The organism is Actinomadura fibrosa, assembly GCF_900659615.1.
Classification (GTDB): domain Bacteria; phylum Actinomycetota; class Actinomycetes; order Streptosporangiales; family Streptosporangiaceae; genus Spirillospora; species Spirillospora fibrosa.
Genome location: NZ_CAACUY010000225.1, coordinates 1 through 14,198 on the forward strand (window position 1 = coordinate 1; position 14,198 = coordinate 14,198).

A 14,198-nucleotide genomic window follows, 5' to 3' on the forward strand; every position below is an offset into this window, starting at 1 on the left:
CTCGCGGCCAAGCCGCGCACCGCGGGTGTCGCCGCGGCGCAGGGGCGGTCGCGGCGCGGTGCGCCTCCGCTGAACCTGCCGTCCCGTGCGGGGACGCTCGGTGGCGTGTCCGCGGGCACGGACGCGTCCGCCGGAGCGGGCACGGGCGCCGGTGCCGGTGCGGGCGCGGCGGCCGCCGCCCGTCCTGGAGGCGTGTCGGGTGCGAGAGCGAGCACGGGCGGAGGCAAGGGCTCCGGCGGTGCGGCCGCGGCCGGTGGCGGCGGTGGCAAGGCTTCCGGCGGCGGAGCGGGTTCGGGCGGCGGGACGGCGCGTCCCACGACCTGGACGGGACGCGGTGGCGGTGCCGGCGGGAGTGCCGGGGGCGGTGTCACCGCGGGCGGCGGTTCGGGCGGCAACGGCTCGGGCGGCGGCAACGGTGGCGGCAGTCGTTCCGGTGGCGGCGGCTGGTTCGGCGGCGGAGGGCGTTCGTCCGGCTCGTCCGGTTCGGCGGAGCGCGGTCGTGGCCGCGCGGGCGCCGGTCCGGTCGGTTCCGGCGGTGGCTCCAGTTCCGGCGGAGGTGGTGGCTCCGGCTCCGGTGGTGGCGTGTCCACGGGCGGTCCCGCGTCGAACGTCCCGAAGCCGCGCACGAACGGTGGTGGCGGGGGAGGGGCTCCGGCGGCGGGGCCGGTGTCCGGCGGGAACCGGCAACCGCCCCCTCTGTGGGGCAAGCAGGGCTCCGAGGACGGTCCGCCGATCCCGTTCTGGCTGCGCCCGGTCGACCGCCAGTCCGGTGAGCCGGAACGGAACGAGTGATGAACCTGAACGACCGCCAGCGCAAGTTCCTGTTCGCGGGGCTCGTGGTGGTGCTCGCGCTGGTCGGCGTCTACCTGACGGTCGCCGCGCCGAGCGGCGGGTCGGACGGCGGCGACGACCGTCCGAGCGCGGCGGCGGCCGGGACGGCGGGGCCGACCGGTCCGGCGTCGCCGCCGCCGGGCATCCAGAGCGCCGTGAAGCCGGGCCAGTTCGACATCTACCGGCTGCTGCCGTTCTCCCAGCAGGAGTTCGCCACGGCGGCCGACCTGGCGCAGCGGTTCGTCGCGGCGTACGGGACGACCCGGTTCGACGAGGACCCCAAGGTCTACGTCGCGCGGATGGCGCCGCTGATCACCGATGACCTGCGGACGCAGCTGGAGCGCGACGCGTCGGTTCCGGGCAGGCGGGACGAGGACCGGCAGAAGCAGGTCGTCGCGGCGGGGTCGGCGACACTGGACCGGGTCCGCGACATCGAGGACAACTCGATCATCTTCCTGGTGACGGGCAAGCAGCAGGTCACCAAGGGCGGCGCGACGAGCAGCGCGAGCGAGCAGTACGCCGTGACGGTGGCGCGGGACGGCGGGTCGCTGAAGGTGTACGCGTTCCAGCCGGCGGAGGACGGGCAGCTGGGCGACACGGGGGGCGGGAGATGACGCCTCGCCGGCTGCTGTTCGCGGGCGGGCTGGGCGTCGCCGCGGTGCTGTTCGTCGCGTTGATCTTCGTGCCGATCCTGTTCGGCGCGAGCCAGTTCATGTTCGGCGGCGGGGTGGGCGGCGGATGCGTGGACACGTCGGGGGCGGGCGCGCAGCCCGCCGCGGCGACGGACGCGCGCGCGATCCCGTCCGACTACCTGGACCTCTACAAGAAGGCCGGGCAGGAGTACGGCATCCCTTGGAACGTGCTCGCGGGCATCGGGAAGGTCGAGACCTCGCACGGCACCTCGACCCTGCCGGGGGTCAGCAGCGGCGAGAACTACGCGGGTGCCGGCGGCCCCATGCAGTTCCTGGCGCCGACGTTCAACTCGTTCGCGGTGGACGGCGACAAGGACGGCCGCAAGGACCGCTACAAGCCTGCGGACGCGATCTTCACGGCCGCCGCGTACCTCAAGCACAACGGCGCCCCGCAGCGGATGAAGACCGCGATCTTCATGTACAACCACTCCTGGGACTACGTGAACCTCGTCCTCGACTGGGCGAAGCGGTACGTCGGCGGCGACTTCACGGTCGTCCAGTCCAACGGGGTCGACTGCCAGGACAACGACCTGCCGGCGAGCGCGAGCGGCGTCGTGAAGCAGATCATCGAGTTCGCGATGGCGCAGCGCGGCAAGCGGTACATCTTCGGCGCCACGGGCCCGGACGCGTGGGACTGCTCCAGCCTGATCCAGGCCGCGTACCGGTCGGTGGGGCTGAGCATCCCGCGCACGACGTTCGAGCAGTTCCCGTTCGGCGTGAAGGTCGAGAAGGGCAAGGAGCAGCCGGGCGACCTGGTGTTCTTCAACTCCGGGCCGGGCACGTCGGCGAGCAACCCGGGGCATGTCGGGATGGTCATCGGCGGCGGGAAGATGGTCGTGGCGAGCTGCTCGACATGCGTCCCGAACATCGGCGTGAAGACCTACAAGCGGCCGGACTGGGTGGGGACGACCCGCCCGCTCGCCAAGCCGGAGCTGAAGAACAAGCTGGCCGCCCAGTAGCGGAGACCGGGCGCGGGGTCAGCGGACGCGGCGCCGGCCGATCACGGTGGTGATCGCGCGAAGGGCGTCGGCGGTGCCGCGGACGGTCTCCGGCGGCACGCTCGCCAGGATCTCCTCGTGCACCCGGCCCGCCGCTTCGGAGGCGAGCGCGACGACGCGCAGGCCGGCGGGGGTGAGCTGCACGAACCTGCTGCGGGCGTCGCCCGCGTTGGCCTCGCGCTCGATGTGCCCGGCCTTCTCCAGCCGCTGGAGGACGTTGCTCGTCCCGCCGGAGGTGAGGAACGCCGACTTGGTGAGCTCGCTCGGCCGCAGCCGGTAGGGCTCGCCCTGGCGGCGCAGGACGGTCAGCACCTCGAACTCGGCGTAGGTGAGGCCGAGTTCGGCGAGCTCGGGGCGCATGGCCTGCTGGAAGAGGTGGTTGATGCGCGCGGCCCGCTTCGTCACCTCCAGCATGGCGATGAGGGGCTCGGCCAGCCCGTCCTGCCGCCAGAGCTCCGCGACCTCGTCGATGTCGTCCGGGGGCACCGCGTCGTCCACCTGCACGATCGCGAGGATACTCGCTCCCCATATTGCTTTCTAAAAAGCTTTTTTTTAAGCTTTGAGCATGACTACTTCCCTCCTGCTCCGCGGCGGCGTCGTCATCGACACCGTCCCCGCGCCCCGGGTTCTCGGCCCGGCCGACGTGCTCGTCGAGGACGGGCGCATCGCCGCGGTCGGCCCGGACCTCGCCGCCCCCGCCGGTGCCGAGGTGATCGACGTGTCGGGACGGATCGTCCTGCCGGGCTTCGTCGACACGCACCGGCACACGTGGCAGGCCGGGATCCGCGCGGCGCTCCCCGACACGACGCTGCACGGCTACCTGGAACGCGTCCTCGGCGAGCTGAGCCCGCGATACCGGCCGGACGACGTGTACGCGGGCACGCTCGCGGGCGCGCTGGAGTGCCTGGACTCCGGGATCACGACCGTCGTCGACTGGGCCCACATCCAGTTGAGCCCCGACCACACCGACGCCAACATCGCGGCGCTGCGGGACTCCGGGGCCCGCGCGGTGTTCGGCTACTGCCACCTCGGCGGCGGGGATCTCGACGCCTTCACCGCCGAGGGGACGCGCGTCCGCCGCGCGTACTTCGACGGCGGGGACGGCGGGACGGTCACGATGGCGATGGCCGCGCTCGGTCCCGAGCTCACGGACCCGGAGCGCGCGCTGCGCGAGTGGCGGCTCGCCCGCGACCTGGACCTGCCGGTGACCGTGCACATGGGCGGCCACGGCCCCGAGAGCGCCGAGCGGGGGCTCGCCTTCCTGGAGGAGAACGCGCTGATCGACCATCCGACCATGTACGTCCACGCGAACCACTACACCGGCGACGCGCTCAAGCGGATCGCGGGGAACGGCGGGACGGTGTCGGCCACGCCCGCCATCGAGGCCTCCCTCGGAATCGGCGAGGCGGTCACGGGACGGGCCCGCGCGGCGGGCGTCCCGACGGGGCTCGGCGCCGACACCGTCGTCAGCGGACCCGGCGACATGTTCAGCATCATGCGCGCCGCTCACATGCTGGAGCGCGGCCGCCCGGACGGCGCGGGCGCCGGGTTCACCGTGGCGGACGTCCTCCGCATGGCGACGATCGAGGGGGCCGAGGTGGCCGGGCTCGGCGCCGTCACCGGGTCGATGACCCCGGGCAAGCAGGCGGACCTGGTGGTGCTGCGCACCGACACGCTCGGCACGGCGGCGGTGCGGGACCCGATCGCGGCGGTCGTCCTGGCCGCGGAGACCCGCAACGTCGACACGGTGCTCGCCGGCGGACGGGTCGTGAAGCGCGACGGCGTCCTGCGGGGGCAGGACATGTCACGGGTGCTGTCCGCGCTGGAGGCGTCGGCCCGGCGGATCGGGGCGGACGCGGAGTGAAGGGCCGATTAACGGGGCGAGGATCCCGCCGGGCGCATGGCATGCTGACGGCGTGGAGCCCGAGATACGCATCCGGATCGCCGACGAACTCCTCCTCTTCCTGCCCGCCTCGCGCCGCGGGTCCTCCTGCCGCGTCGCCTATGACGGCACCTCGACGCTGGGGCACCTCGTCGAGTCGCTGGGCGTGCCGCTGCCCGAGGCCGGCCCGATGTCGATCCGCGGCGAGGAAGTACAGCCGTCGATTCGTCCCGAAGCGGGGGACGAGGTGCTGGTGCGGGCGGTGCCGCGGCCCCAGCCCGTCCCGCTGGAGCCGGGGCAGGAGGCGCCGCGGTTCCTCCTCGACGTGCACCTCGGCACGCTGGCGCGGCGGATGCGGCTGCTCGGCCTGGACACCGCGTACCACAACGACATGGACGACCCCGCGCTGGTCGTCCAGGCGAACGCGGAGCGGCGCGTCCTGCTGACGCAGGACCGCGGGCTGCTGCGCCGCCGGGCGCTGTGGTTCGGCGCCTACGTGCGCGGCTCGCGGCCCGACGACCAGCTCCGCGACCTGCTCGACCGGTTCGCGCCCGCGCTGCGGCCCTGGACGCGGTGCACGGCCTGCAACGGGGCGCTCGTCCCGGTCGGCAAGCGGGAGGTCGAGCGGCGGCTGCGGGAGGGCACCCGGCGCGCCTACGACGTGTACGGCCAGTGCGCGGAGTGCGGGCAGGTCTACTGGCGCGGCGCGCACGGCGGCCATCTGGAGGAGATCGTCCGCGCCGCGGCGGGCGTCGTCGAGGCGGCCCGCGCGGACGGAACCGACCCGGCGCGGGCGACCGTCTCAGACTGAGCGGGACGGCGAGGAGAGGGGCTGATCGCGATCGATCTCGTGGTGGTGGGCGCGGCGATCATCTCGGACGGGCGGCTGCTGGGGGCCCAGCGGGCGGAGCCGCCGCACCTGGCGGGCGGCTGGGAGCTGCCGGGCGGCAAGGTGGATCCGGGGGAGTCCGACGAGGAGGCACTGGTCCGGGAGTGCCACGAGGAGCTCGGCGTCGAGGTCCGGCTGGGCCGCAGGATCGGCGGCGACTGGCCGCTGGGCGAGCACGCCCTGCTCCGGGTGTGGACGGCGGAGATCCTCGCGGGCGAGCCGGCGGCGCTGGAGCATCTGGCGCTGCGCTGGCTCGGGCCGCGGGAGCTCTACGACGTGGACTGGCTCCCCAGTGACCGCCCGGTCGTTGAACTGCTGGCGGCGCAGGGAATCGGCTGACCCGAAAAGCGGAAAGGGCTCCCGGCGCCGGTGTCCCCGGTCCAGGGAGCCCTTTTCGGACGGATCGGTCGCGGGCGGGAAGCGGCCCGGCGGGCTCAGGTGATGCGGTTCGCGCCCGCGAAGTCGGACCGGTCCGACAGGTTGGAGATCTTCACCACGTCGCCGGTCTGGGGGGCGTGCAGGAACTTGCCGCCGCCGAGGTAGATCCCCATGTGGTGCAGGTTGCCGCCGAAGTACACGAGGTCCCCGGACCGCAGCGAGCCCCGCGACACCTTCTGGCCGAGCCCGAACAGGTCGCCGGTGTAGTGCGGCAGGCCCGGCTTGCCGACCTGCGCGTACGCCCAGACGACGAGGCCGGAGCAGTCGAAGGTGGTCGGCCCCGCGGCCGCCCACACGTAGGGGGCGCCGAGCTTGGTGAGCGCCTTGCGGGCCATCTTCGCCGGCAGGTCGGAGCCCTTGACGGTCGCCGACAGGCCCGTGTGCGGGTCCTTGATGTGGGTCGTGGTCAGCTTGTCGAGCCGCTTGGTGACCTCCGCGACCTTGGCCCGGGCGGCCTCGCGGGCGCTCTCGGCCTGCGCGGCGGCCTGCTTGACCTGCGCGGTCCGCGCGGCGGCGGCCTTCCGCGCCTGGTTGGCCTGGTCGATCTGCCGCTGGAGCACCGCGACCGCGGCGGCCTGGTTCTGCGCGAGGTAGGCCGTGTCGGACAGGCCGTCCGCGCTGGGGCTGCCCGCACCGAAGATCGCGTCGGGGGCGCCGTTCATGTAGTTCGCGGCGGCGAGCCGGCCGAGCCGCTCGCGGGCCGGGGCGGCCTGGGCCTCCAGCCGCGCGGCCGCGTCCGCGGAGGTCTTCTCGGCCTTGATGGCCTTGTCGAGCTCGACGCGGGCCTTGTTGTAGCGCTCGGTGAGCGTCTCGGCCTCGGTGTTCAGCGCGTCCAGGCTCTTGCGCAGCCCCTTCTCCGTGGTCGGCAGCGGGCTCGGCGCGGACGCGCCGGACGGTGCCGGGGAGGGGGCGGTGAACGGCTGGGCCGCGTGGGCGGCGACGGGCGCGGTGGCGCCGAGGCCGATCAGGAGCGTCGTCGCGGCGACGGCGGGCGTGACACGGCGCCGCCGCTGGGGATCCGGTGCCAAAACCGGTGTTCTCCTCTCCCTGCACGCCTACCGGGTTAGCTGACGGGTTCGGGCCAGGAGTCGCCCTACGACATGCGTCGATTCACCCCGGAATATCCTGGGTCCCCGGTTCCCCGCCGCGCTGGACGGGTGATTCGGCGTTCCGGCCGCAGCCCCGCCGTACGGGGCTTCCGGACGACCGGATCTCGGGCAGATTACAAAGGATGGGCAAAATTGGCCAATCCGGGTCCCCGGGACGGGTGGTGCACCCGGGGGCGGTGCGTCTTCGGGAGGCCGGTGCGATTCCGCGACGTGTGGTTCGTCTCGCTCGGGCGGGGTAAGGCGCGAGGCCAAGTAGAATGGGATACGCCGCGCGTCTGCGGCGACTCCCGAACTCTCACGCAAGGCGAGCCCGCATGCCCATCTCCACGCGCGACGACCTCCGGAACGTCGCGATCGTCGCCCATGTCGACCACGGCAAGACGACGCTGGTCGACGCCATGCTCTGGCAGTCCGGTGCCTTCCGCGAGAACCAGGACGTCGACGACCGCGTCATGGACTCCAACGACCTGGAGCGCGAGAAGGGCATCACGATCCTCGCGAAGAACACCGCCGTCCGGCACAACGGCCTGACCATCAACATCATCGACACGCCCGGCCACGCCGACTTCGGCGGCGAGGTGGAGCGCGGGCTGTCGATGGTCGACGGCGTCGTCCTGCTCGTGGACGCCAGCGAGGGGCCGCTCCCGCAGACGCGGTTCGTGCTGCGCAAGGCGCTCGCCGCGCGGCTGCCGGTGATCCTGGTCGTGAACAAGACCGACCGTCCCGACGCCCGCATCGACGAGGTCGTGGACGAGACCTACGAGCTGTTCATGGACCTCGACGCCGAGGAGGGCCAGATCGACTTCCCGATCGTGTACGCCTCCGGGCGCGCCGGCCGGGCCTCGCTCGACAAGCCCGCCGACGGCGCCATGCCGGCCAGCGAGGACCTCGAACCGCTGTTCAAGGTGATCACCGAGACGATCCCGGCGCCGTCCTACGACCCGGACGCCCCGCTCCAGGCGCACGTCACCAACCTGGACGCCTCCAGCTACCTCGGCCGGATCGCGCTGTGCCGGGTGCACGCCGGCACGATCAAGAAGGGCCAGCAGGTCGCCTGGTGCCGGCACGACGGCAGCGTCGAGAAGGTGAAGATCACCGAGCTGCTGATGACCGAGGCGCTCACCCGCAAGCCCGCCGACGAGGCCGGCCCCGGCGACATCATCGCGATCGCCGGCATCCCCGAGATCATGATCGGGGACACCATCGCCGACCCCGACGACCCGCGCCCGCTGCCGCTGATCACGGTGGACGAGCCCGCGATCTCGATGACGATCGGGACGAACACCGGCCCGATGGCCGGCCGCGAGAAGGGCACCAAGGTCACCGCCCGGATGGTGAAGGACCGGCTGGACCGCGAGCTGGTCGGCAACGTGTCGATCAAGGTGCTGCCGACCGAGCGCCCGGACGCCTGGGAGGTGCAGGGCCGCGGCGAGCTGGCCCTCGCGATCCTGGTCGAGAACATGCGCCGCGAGGGCTACGAGCTGACCGTCGGCAAGCCGCAGGTGGTCGCCAAGGAGATCGACGGGAAGAAGCACGAGCCGGTCGAGCGGCTCACCGTCGACATCCCCGAGGAGTACCTCGGCGCGGTCACGCAGCTCATGGCGGTCCGCAAGGGCCGCATGGAGCACATGACCAACCACGGCACCGGCTGGATCCGGATGGAGTTCCTGGTCCCGGCGCGCGGCCTGATCGGCTTCCGCACCGAGTTCATGACGGAGACGCGCGGCACCGGCATGGCGCACCACGTCTTCGAGACCTACGAGCCCTGGTTCGGCGAGCTGCGCACCCGCCCGTCCGGGTCCCTCGTCGCCGACCGCGCGGGCGCCGCCACCGCGTTCGCGATCACGAACCTCCAGGAGCGCGGCACGTTCTTCGTCGGGCCGACCACCGAGGTGTACGAGGGCATGATCGTCGGGGAGAACTCGCGCTCCGACGACATGGACGTCAACATCACCAAGGAGAAGAAGCTCACGAACATGCGGTCCTCGACCGGCGACGAGCTGGAGCGGCTGACCCCGCCGCGGAAGCTGTCGCTGGAGGAGGCGCTGGAGTTCTGCCGCGAGGACGAGTGCGTCGAGGTCACCCCGACCGCCGTCCGCATCCGCAAGGTCGTCCTGGACGCGAAGGAGCGCGAGCGCACCCGCGCCCGCACCAAGCGCGCCGGCTGACCGCACGATCGGGCGTTACGGCGGACCGACGCTGCGGCCGGCCGCGGAGGACCGAGCTTTCGGCCGACCGAACGCTGAAGGGAACGGGGGCCGTCCACGCGGGACGGCCCCCGTTTCCATGCCCGCACGCCCCGCTGGAGCGGCGGCGGCATAAGGCGGCGGCCCGGGGATCGGATCCCCGGGCCGCCGCCTTGCGCGCGTACGGGCGTCAGGTGAGCTGGACGGTCCCGGTGACGTCGGCGGCCAGGCGGAGCTGGTCGCCGTCGCGGAGGGGCGCCTCCACACCGCGCGGGAGGCGCTCGCCGTTCACGAACGTCCCGTTGGTGGAGCCCTCGTCCCGGACCCACGCCGTGCCGGACGGGTCGAGCCAGACCGTCGAGTGGCGCCGCGACACGTTGTCGTACTGCGTGAACGTGGCGGCGACCGGCGACTGGCCCGCGTCCCGGCCGAGCACGAGGTGCTGGCCGACCGAGATCTTCAGCTCGCCCGTCGGGAACTGCACCCGCAGGACGGGCGTGCCCTGCTGCGGCAGCGGGCGCAGGCACGAGTCGCACTGGGCGGCGCCGGGGTTGGTCAGCACCGCCTCGCAGTACGGGCACATGAACGCCGTGCTGTCGGGCGCGTGCGGGCGCTGCTGCTGGTGGCCCTGGTGCTGCTCGGGCGGCAGCAGCGTCGCCTCGCGGCCGTGCGGCGGCGGCATCGGCGGCCGCTGCTGCGGCGCGCCGTACTGGTCCGGAGGCTGGTACTGCTGCTCCGGCTGGTACTGATCGGGCGCCGGCTGCGGCGGCTGCGGCGGCGCGGCCCACGGATCGGGCTGCTGTTGCTGCTGCTGGCCGCCCCACGGGTCCGGCTGCTGCTGCGGGGTCGGGGGAGGCGACGCCCACGGGTCCGGCTGCTGCGGGCTCCCGTACTGCTGGCCGCCCTGCTGCTGCGGCGGCTGCTGCACGGGCGGCTGGGGCGGGCCCCAGGCGTCCGGCTGCTGCTGTTGCGGCGCGCCCCACGGGTCCTGCGACTGCGCGGGCGGCCCCTGCTGCTGCGAGGCCTGCTGCTGGTACGGGTCGCCGGCCTGCTGGTAGGGGTCGTGGCCGCCCTGCTGCGGAGCCTGCGGCTGCGGCGGGCCCCACGCGTCCGGCTGCTGCTGGTACGGCTGGCCGTGCTGCGGCTGCCCCCCGTGCTGGGGAGCGCCGTGCTGCGGAGCGCCGTGCTGGGGGGCGCCCTGCTGCGGGGCGCCGTACTGGGGCTGCGGCGCCCCGTACTGGGGGGCACCGTGCTGAGGGCCGCCGTGCTGGGGGGCGCCGTGCTGCGGCGCTCCGTGCTGCGGCGGCGGCGGGATCCGCGGCGGCTGCTGGTCGTCGTAGCCGCCGGGCCCCGGCCGGCGGGCGCCCCCGGCGCGCGCCAGGTTGGCCCCGCAGCTCAGGCAGACGAGGTCGCCCGGCTGGAAGGGCTCGTCACAGACAGGACAGTTCAAGGTCGCCATGACACATCCCCCGCGCGCACCCCGGCGCGTTCGAGCCTCGACGTGAGGTGCTCCATGTCACCCCTTCGCGGGATCCCGATGTAGTACACCCGCCTTCCCTCCGGCCCTTCGTCCACGGACACCTGCACTCGGGGCCCTGCCTCTTCCTCAGTGTCGCCGACGCCGGCCTGTGCCCCGTACCGTTCGCGTCCCAGCGGGGACAGCGGAACGAGGCGCTGGTTGGCCGACCCCCTCCAGAGTAGAGAGCCGCCTCCGGGGTGTCGCCCCCCAGGGTTGAGCCGGTCGACGTACGGCCCCGTGATCACGGCGTCACACATGTCCAGGATCTCGCGCGTCTCCTCGGTGCGCGAGAGCCGAGAGTAGACATATCCGCTGTAAACCAATATGTCCAACCCAATGCTCTCATGGGGGCGGGAGTCCCGCCACGCGCGGACGCCCCGCAGCAGCGCCGCCAGCGCGGCGGGCTGCTGGAACGGCTCGCCGCCGGAGACGGTCACCCCGTCCAGCGGGCCGGGCAGCGACGCGAGCCAGCCGATGATCGCCTCGACCGGCACGGCCTTGCCCGGATCGGCGTCCCAGGTGTCGCGGGACAGGCAGCCCGGGCAGTGCAGCGTGCAGCCCTGCGTCCAGATGCCCGCGCGGGTCCCCGGGCCGAGGGTGGTCACCGGGTAGTGCGCCTTGGCGAGGAGCAGCGTCGCCGGGTCCCCGCCGGGCGGGACGCCCCGGGCGGCGGCGGTCACTGGAGGTCCAGGTGGACGATGCCGCCCTCGCGGCGGATCCCGGAGACGGTGACCCGCTCGTCCGGGACGAGCTCCCGGTCGAACAGCGCGCGCGCCAGCGGGTTGACGAAGTGCGACTCCAGCGCCATGCCGATGCCCCGGCCGCCCTTGTCGAGCTCGCTCGTGCACCACTCGCGGAGCTGCTGCAACGCCTCGCCCTTCACGGTGAGGACGAGCCGGTGCTCCTCCGCGACCCGCTTGCAGATGTTCGCGAACTGGAGATCGAAGATCTTGTTCGCGGCCTCCACCGAGATGAAGTCGAACACGACGATGTTGTCGCCGAACCGGTTGAGCAGCTCCGGCCGGTTGAGGACCTCGGTGAAGTGCGCGGCGACGGCCCCCTTGATCCGCTGCTCGACCTCGTCGTAGGACATCCCCGGTGTGATGTTCTGCACACGTCCCGCGGACGCGTACGGGATCCCGCCGTCGCGGGTCGTCAAATCCTGCCCCGGCACGTACATCCCGAGGTTCGAGGTGAAGATCAGGATCGACTCGGAGAAGTGGACGGTGTTGCCGCGCCCGTCGGTGAGCCGCCCGTCCTCCAGGATCTGGAGGAACTTGTCGAGGATCCGCGGGTGCGCCTTCTCGATCTCGTCGAACAGCATGACGCGGAACGGGTCCTCGCGGACGGCGTTGGTCAGCTCGCCGCCGGCCTCGTGGCCCACGTAGCCGGGCGGCGACCCGATCAGCCGGTCGCCGGACCCCTCGCCGGAGAACTCGCTCATGTCGAAGCGCAGGTAGGCCGACTCGTCCCCGAACACCAGCTCGGTGATCGCCTTGGCCAGCTCGGTCTTGCCGGTGCCGGTCGGGCCCGCGAAGAACAGCACGCCGCGCGGCCGGCTCCCGGACCGGGTCGCCTGCGCGCCCGACAGCCCGAGCACGGCCCGCTTGAGGATGTCGAGCGTCTTCGTGACGGCCTGCGGCTGCCCGATCACCCGCTCCGGGACGCGCTTCTCGCCCTCCAGGACGCGGCGCCGCAGGTGCCCGCGGCTCCACGGGTTGTCGAGGACGCCGAGCTTGTAGGTGCGGACCGCGTCCGGCAGGTCGGCGAGGTCGACGTTGCGCTCCTTCGCGAGCCGCGTCACCTCGATCATCGACTGGAGCGTGAGCCCGTCGGCCTGCTCGGCGAACGCGTCGCACGCCGCGGCGGCGACGGCGTCGCTCCCCACGTCGCTCACCCCGAACGCGCGGGCCAGCAGCCGCGCGGTCTCCTGCCGGTCGCCGAGGTGCGGCCGCGGGATCGTGATCTCGCGGACGTTCTCGTTGTCGGCCGTCAGCCACGGCGGCAGGTCGCCGGGTCGCTCCACCAGCCACAGGACCGGGTTGTAGAGCGGCTTCGGGCGGGCGCCCGCCACCCGGACCGGGCGGGCGCTGCGCGACAGCTTCGCGCAGAACCGGAAGAAGTCCCGCTCCGCCGGTTCCAGGTCCGTCGGGGTGCGGGCGATCCGGGACGCCGAGTCGATCACGAAGGCGGCGCGGATGTTCTCCTCCGGCCGCGCCACCGCGGCCAGGTGCCGGGTCAGCCCCTCCAGCGACGGCTTCTCGTCCTTCAGCTTGCCGAGCAGCCGCTCGGCGGCCCGCGCCGCCTCGTCGCCGATCTCGTCACCGGCCTCCGGATGCACCTGGAGGCCGTCCACCGGGTCGTACACGACCATGAACGACGCGCCGCTGGAGCGGATCGTCTCCCACAGCAGGTCGCGCAGCGGCAGCAGCCGGGCGGGCCCGACGCCGTCCAGCGGCGGCGCGAGGAAGCTGTCGTACAGGTTGCCCGACAGGACGTACTGCGAGTGGACGGACAGCGTGGCGTCGAGCTCGCGGATGAACGGCGGCCAGCCCTGCAACCGCCCGCCGAGGGTCGGCGAATCAATGCTCATCAGGCCCGCTCCATCCCGCTCCGCTTCCGCCCCGAGGGCCGGCGCGGGGTCACCGTTCCCGCTCGCGGCGCTGCTCGCGCCGCTCGGCCCGGCCCCTAGTCTGCCGTGCCTCGGCGGCGACCGGCAGCTCGCGGACGCCCGGCTCCAGCCGCCACCCGACGTCGGAGCGGATCCCGGCGCCGGCGAGCCGCTCCCGCGCGGCCTCGAACGACGCGCACCACTCGCGCTCCCGCTCGACGTCCAGGCGCCGGTCGTCCTCGCTCTCGGCGGGCCGCTCCCGCACCATCGACGCCCGCACGTGCGCCGCGTCGTCGACGCGCATCTTCACGCTGTGGTCGGGCCAGGCGCCCTTGGACAGCACGAGCGTCCCGCCGTCCGCCGTCAGCGTCTCGAAACCGGACTGGACGTCGTAGCCGAGGTCCTCGAACGCCGCGGTGATCGAGTCGAGGACGTAGCGGCGCTCGGCCTCGGCCTGCTCGGCGGCGTCGCGCTCCGCCGCGCGGCGCCGCTCCTCCGCCCGCAGCTCCTCGGTCCGCCGGTTGGCGGCCGAGATCCGCAGGCGGACCTCCTGGAGGACGCCCTCGGCCTCCTCGGCCGTGCCGACATCGGCGAGCAGCCGCGCCGCGTCGGCGACCGCGCGCCGCTCGGCCTCGGCGGCGTCCGGCAGCAGCCGCGTCATGATCCGTTCGAGAGTCGCGTGCACATCGTGTTGGACGCGTGGCGGGGGTGGTCCGCCGTGGCCGGTGTCGGTCGTGAGACCCTCGGCGGGAACCGCGAGGATCCGCGCGGTCACCTCCGCGGCCAGATGCTCCGACAGGCTCCGCTCCGCCTCGTCCAGCGCCGCGTCGGTGGCGGCGCACCAGGCGGTCAGCTCCTCGGGGGCCTGCTCGCCCGGCGTGAGGGGCGCGGGCAGCGGCACGTCCGCGCCGAGCTTGGCGCGGGTCTCCGCGAGCGCGGCGATCCGCGCGTTCCGCTCCACGACCTCCCGCAGCGCCCGCTCGCGCGTCTCCACCTCGGCGAGCGCGGCGGCGCGGGCCTCCGCCCGGTCCGCCGCCAGCGCG

The 14,198-nt window shown here is 73.6% G+C and carries 12 protein-coding genes, 1 pseudogene and 1 riboswitch; of the genes and pseudogenes, 7 read left to right on the forward strand and 6 right to left on the reverse strand.

Features of this window, described 5'->3' with window-relative positions; translation table 11 throughout:
* From E1300_RS51905 to E1300_RS39675, 3 genes and pseudogenes are all read left to right on the forward strand, one after another.
* Positions 1 to 792, forward strand: a pseudogene (locus E1300_RS51905) (hypothetical protein); the annotation flags it as partial.
* Positions 792 to 1,445: a hypothetical protein gene (locus E1300_RS39670; protein WP_131762361.1), complete on the forward strand. Its 654-nt coding sequence runs from the start codon at positions 792 to 794 to the stop codon at positions 1,443 to 1,445. The pseudogene E1300_RS51905 and the gene E1300_RS39670, both read left to right, overlap by 1 nt.
* Entirely contained in the window at positions 1,442 to 2,482 is a 1,041-nt protein-coding gene (locus E1300_RS39675; protein ID WP_131762363.1) for a C40 family peptidase, read from the forward strand. Before E1300_RS39670 ends, E1300_RS39675 begins: the two co-directional genes overlap by 4 nt.
* A gap of 18 nt (positions 2,483 to 2,500) precedes the next feature.
* Here the strand turns inward: E1300_RS39675 and E1300_RS39680 are convergent, their stop codons facing one another.
* The gene (locus tag E1300_RS39680) at positions 2,501 to 3,025 is read right to left on the reverse strand and encodes a MarR family winged helix-turn-helix transcriptional regulator (RefSeq protein WP_131762365.1); all 525 of its coding nucleotides are present in this window, start codon (positions 3,023 to 3,025) and stop codon (positions 2,501 to 2,503) included.
* A gap of 61 nt (positions 3,026 to 3,086) precedes the next feature.
* On the opposite strand from E1300_RS39680, the gene E1300_RS39685 reads away from it, so the two are divergent.
* The 3 genes from E1300_RS39685 to E1300_RS39695 are packed head-to-tail and all read left to right on the forward strand — an operon-like array spanning position 3,087 to position 5,631.
* Positions 3,087 to 4,385: an amidohydrolase family protein gene (locus tag E1300_RS39685; RefSeq protein WP_131762366.1), complete on the forward strand. Its 1,299-nt coding sequence runs from the start codon at positions 3,087 to 3,089 to the stop codon at positions 4,383 to 4,385.
* 52 nt (positions 4,386 to 4,437) lie between these two features.
* Complete coding sequence (locus E1300_RS39690) at positions 4,438 to 5,214, forward strand: Mut7-C RNAse domain-containing protein (RefSeq protein WP_207400220.1); 777 nt, start codon at positions 4,438 to 4,440, stop codon at positions 5,212 to 5,214.
* 30 nt (positions 5,215 to 5,244) lie between these two features.
* Complete coding sequence (locus E1300_RS39695; RefSeq protein WP_131762368.1) at positions 5,245 to 5,631, forward strand: (deoxy)nucleoside triphosphate pyrophosphohydrolase; 387 nt, start codon at positions 5,245 to 5,247, stop codon at positions 5,629 to 5,631.
* A 95-nt stretch (positions 5,632 to 5,726) separates the two neighbouring features.
* Here the strand turns inward: E1300_RS39695 and E1300_RS39700 are convergent, their stop codons facing one another.
* Entirely contained in the window at positions 5,727 to 6,758 is a 1,032-nt protein-coding gene (locus E1300_RS39700) for a C40 family peptidase (RefSeq protein WP_131762370.1), read from the reverse strand.
* 8 nt (positions 6,759 to 6,766) lie between these two features.
* Positions 6,767 to 6,908: riboswitch (cyclic di-AMP (ydaO/yuaA leader) on the reverse strand.
* Between the two features lie 245 nt (positions 6,909 to 7,153).
* Here E1300_RS39700 and typA point away from each other — a divergent pair.
* Positions 7,154 to 9,007, forward strand: coding sequence for a translational GTPase TypA (typA, locus tag E1300_RS39705; protein ID WP_131762372.1), 1,854 nt, complete (start codon positions 7,154 to 7,156; stop codon positions 9,005 to 9,007).
* Between the two features lie 208 nt (positions 9,008 to 9,215).
* On the opposite strand, the gene E1300_RS39710 is transcribed toward typA, so the two are convergent.
* From E1300_RS39710 to E1300_RS50690, 4 genes are all read right to left on the reverse strand, one after another.
* Positions 9,216 to 10,484: an FHA domain-containing protein gene (locus tag E1300_RS39710; RefSeq protein WP_131762374.1), complete on the reverse strand. Its 1,269-nt coding sequence runs from the start codon at positions 10,482 to 10,484 to the stop codon at positions 9,216 to 9,218.
* On the reverse strand, positions 10,472 to 11,224 hold the full coding sequence (locus E1300_RS39715; RefSeq protein ID WP_131762376.1) for a 4Fe-4S single cluster domain-containing protein: 753 nt from the start codon (positions 11,222 to 11,224) through the stop codon (positions 10,472 to 10,474). The genes E1300_RS39710 and E1300_RS39715 overlap by 13 nt, the downstream gene beginning before the upstream one ends.
* Positions 11,221 to 13,137: an AAA family ATPase gene (locus E1300_RS39720; RefSeq protein ID WP_131762378.1), complete on the reverse strand. Its 1,917-nt coding sequence runs from the start codon at positions 13,135 to 13,137 to the stop codon at positions 11,221 to 11,223. The genes E1300_RS39715 and E1300_RS39720 overlap by 4 nt, the downstream gene beginning before the upstream one ends.
* A gap of 49 nt (positions 13,138 to 13,186) precedes the next feature.
* A partial coding sequence (locus tag E1300_RS50690; RefSeq protein WP_165503199.1) for a response regulator receiver protein occupies positions 13,187 to 14,198 on the reverse strand: 1,012 nt, incomplete at its 5' end.

Coding starts and splice junctions, on each gene's coding strand:
- E1300_RS39670 (WP_131762361.1), top strand. CDS start 792: ATGAACCTGAACGACCGCCAGCGCAAGTTCCTGTTCGCGGGGCTCGTG.
- E1300_RS39675 (WP_131762363.1), top strand. CDS start 1,442: ATGACGCCTCGCCGGCTGCTGTTCGCGGGCGGGCTGGGCGTCGCCGCG.
- E1300_RS39685 (WP_131762366.1), top strand. CDS start 3,087: ATGACTACTTCCCTCCTGCTCCGCGGCGGCGTCGTCATCGACACCGTC.
- typA (WP_131762372.1), top strand. CDS start 7,154: ATGCCCATCTCCACGCGCGACGACCTCCGGAACGTCGCGATCGTCGCC.
- E1300_RS39710 (WP_131762374.1), bottom strand. CDS start 10,484: ATGGCGACCTTGAACTGTCCTGTCTGTGACGAGCCCTTCCAGCCGGGC.
- E1300_RS39720 (WP_131762378.1), bottom strand. CDS start 13,137: ATGAGCATTGATTCGCCGACCCTCGGCGGGCGGTTGCAGGGCTGGCCG.